The following is a 2879-nucleotide window of genomic DNA, read 5'->3' on the forward strand; positions in this document are numbered from 1 at the left end:
ACGAGCCGAGGTACCGCTCCGTCGTGGCCAGGCTCCCGTGCCCCAGCCAACGCTGGATGTCCGAAGTCGCCACCCCCGGCACGTCCAGCAAATGCACCGCGTAACAATGCCGCAGGCAATGCGGGTGGTGGCCCGGCGCGGCTTCGAGCCACCCGGAGCGGGCCGTGAAGTTGCGCCGCGCCACCCGCTCCCCCATCGGCGAGGTGAACACCAGGTCGCCCGGCCCGCGCCCCGCCGCCCGGTAGGCGACCGCGGCCCTGGCCGCGCCGTCCAGCGGCACCACCCTGGCCCGGCCCGACTTCGGCTCCTTGACCAGCCCGCCGACCGTGACCGCCCGCGACACGGCCACCTGGGCGCCGCCCGCCCGCAGGTCGGAGAACCGCAGCTCCGCCAACTCCCCCCACCGCAGGCCCGTGTGCGCCGCGAACATCACCAGGTCCCCGTACGCCGGATGCCGCGCCCCGACCGCCGCCGCGACCGCCGGGACCGCCTCCCACTCGACCGCGCAGCCCGCCCTGGGCGGCGCGCCCGCCTTCGGACGCGGCACCCCGGCGGCGGGGTTCGACTCCACCCAGCCCGCCCCGGCCAGATCCCTGAACAACGCCTTGACGCTGACCAGCGCCCGGTTCTTGGTGTTCGACGCGCCCGGCCAGCCCAACGCCACCGCGAACACGTCCTCCCCCGTCACCCCGGCCACGTCCATGCCCAAGAACCAGGCGGGCAGGCACCGCATCACCTGCCCGTCCCGCTCAAGCGTCGACGCCTGCACCCGGCCCACCCGCGACCCCAGCCACCAAGCCGCCGCCTCCCCAACCGTCGAACCCCTCACGCCCCCGCCGCCCGTTCCGCGGCTTTGCGCCGCACCCGGTCGGGGAACGCCTCGCCTGTCTTCGCGCAGTGCTCCAGCGCGGCCCACCTGGCCAGCTTGAGGACCTCGTCCAGCGACTCCTCCCCGTAGCTCGCGCCCAACGACGCCAGGTAGCCGCACAACTGGGCGACCAGAAGCCGGCGGTCCGCGCCCCGCAGAGCCTTGGTCACCCGCTCAAGGCCAAGCGCGTGGTCCGCGAACGCGGGACGCTGGACGGCCGTCCACTCACGGGCCAGCGGCCACCGCCGCTTGTTCGAGTCGCCCGTTCGACACCGGTAGGTCAGCCATTTGGACGTGGCGTAGCACCACAGGTCGCCCACCCCCTCCAACGCCTCCTCCGGCGTGCGCCGGCCGAACTGCTTGAGCCCCTCCCTCAGGAACTCGAACTCGACCCGCAACACCCGGCTTTCGCCGTCCCAGCCCCCGCCGCGCCAGATGTCGCGCCAGTAGGCGTTGCCCTTCAGCTCGGCCTCAACGGTCTTGTCGTAGATCCGGGCGTGCACGGCGTTGCCGCGCTTGCCGAACGTGAACCCGGTGAACCGCCCGCCGTCCTCATAGGTGTGCAGGCCCCGGAACCGGCCCCGGAACCTGTCCCTGTCGTCCCCCGACAACTCCCAGCCGACCACGTCCGCGAACAGGTCGAGCCGGGACGCCCACAGGTCCAGCCCCTCGCACACGGGAGCGAGCCAGCCTCTGGCGGCGTCCAAGGCCGCCCCCACGCCCTCGGCGTGGATGAACGCCGCCAGAGGCTGGACGCGCACGGTCGGCAGGCCCTCCAATGCGGTCAGCCCCACCTGTCCGTACGCCGGATGGGACAACCAGTAGCGCCACCGGCCGAAGGCCCCCGCCTGCACCCGGAACTCAGCGCCCCCGAGCCCGAACGCCGCCCCTCCCGCGACCCGCGCCGCCTGCACCCGGCAGCGCTCCAACTCCTCGACCACCCCTCGGGCCAGCCTCCCGCGCCCGGACAGGTAGAGGGCGTCAACTCCGGACGCCACCTCCACCACGCTCCCACGCAGGTCCAGTCCCACATATGGGACTCTACCCGCTGAACGCCAATAGTTCCAGTCCTGGGACTATGATCCGGGCCGCGCCCTCTCGTCCAACTCGATCGTCACGCCCCGGAGCCGGTAAACGTCCGGATGCTCCCCGAGCAGGTCCCGGAAGGTCTTGACCCGCCTGTAGATGGTCGTGCGGGGCATCCCGATCCGCCTCAGCCCCTCGAACCCCCCGAACCGGTGCCACAGCAGCCAAAAGCCAAGCTGGTCCGCGAGGACGCCCATAGCCACCCCTTTGAGCGGCCTGCCAAACACGGTCTCAAGAAGGGCGTCCGACGCCTCGTCCACGCTCTCCCCGAACGCCTCCCAGGCGGCCCGCGCGAACCCCCTGCCCTCGGGCGAGGGCATCCGCTCCGACCTGTAATCCGCCATAGTCTCAGATTAGCGACTACGCCCGACACCGGCCGGGACAAGGCCCCCGTGTACGTAGAGGGTCCTGTATTACAAGGAACGGACCCTCAAGCGCTTCATCAGCGCCTGGCGGCTCGCGCCAGCCGTCCGGGCCGCGCGGGCCAGCGTCCAGCCCTCGGCCAGGGCCTCGGAGACCAGGCGGTCGCGTTCCGCGAGCAGGCCCTCGCGGGCGCTGTCCAGCGCGGCGAGCCGGAGCCCGCAGCCCGCAAGCTCGCGTTCCAGGCGTCCCCGCTCCGACTCGGCCGCGCGCCTGTCCGAGGCCCTGCGGCGCCGCTCCGCCTCGCCGCCCGCTCCCCGCGTCCCGCCGCCTCTAGACATGTAACCAGGTTACACCCGGCCTCGAACGCGGACCCGCAGGCCAAGCCGTCCGGCCGGAGCCAAAACCCCCGACTTGACAACCCGCCGCGAGCAGTTTTGGGACAAAGAACAAGCCCCAGGGCGCGGCGGTCCGGCGGGGGCGGCGTCGCGGCTCCGCCGCGGTCCGTGCCGAAGCGCCTTCCGGCGCTACCGGCGCGGTCCGCTGCGGGGCCGCGCCGTGCGTC

4 protein-coding genes are annotated in these 2879 nt (G+C 73.0%); all 4 read right to left on the reverse strand.

All coding sequences use genetic code 11. The annotated features are described in order from the left end of the window. A partial coding sequence (locus LBC97_13730; GenBank protein MDR2567087.1) for a site-specific integrase occupies positions 1-829 on the reverse strand: 829 nt, incomplete at its 3' end. Beyond that, a complete protein-coding gene (locus tag LBC97_13735; GenBank protein MDR2567088.1) occupies positions 826-1899 on the reverse strand; it encodes a hypothetical protein in 1074 nt (357 codons plus the stop codon). The genes LBC97_13730 and LBC97_13735, both read right to left, overlap by 4 nt. Positions 1900-1944: 45 nt before the next feature. Then, positions 1945-2298, reverse strand: a complete 354-nt coding sequence (locus tag LBC97_13740) for a hypothetical protein (GenBank protein ID MDR2567089.1) — start codon at positions 2296-2298, stop codon at positions 1945-1947. A gap of 69 nt (positions 2299-2367) precedes the next feature. Continuing rightward, positions 2368-2655, reverse strand: a complete 288-nt coding sequence (locus LBC97_13745; protein ID MDR2567090.1) for a hypothetical protein — start codon at positions 2653-2655, stop codon at positions 2368-2370. Positions 2656-2879 lie beyond the last annotated feature (224 nt).

Source organism: Bifidobacteriaceae bacterium (assembly GCA_031281585.1).
Taxonomy (GTDB): domain Bacteria; phylum Actinomycetota; class Actinomycetes; order Actinomycetales; family WQXJ01; genus JAIRTF01.

Bases quoted from the DNA above. Each gene is read 5' to 3' on its own strand.
- LBC97_13745 (MDR2567090.1), bottom strand. From the start codon at position 2,655: ATGTCTAGAGGCGGCGGGACGCGGGGAGCGGGCGGCGAGGCGGAGCGG.
- LBC97_13740 (MDR2567089.1), bottom strand. From the start codon at position 2,298: ATGGCGGATTACAGGTCGGAGCGGATGCCCTCGCCCGAGGGCAGGGGG.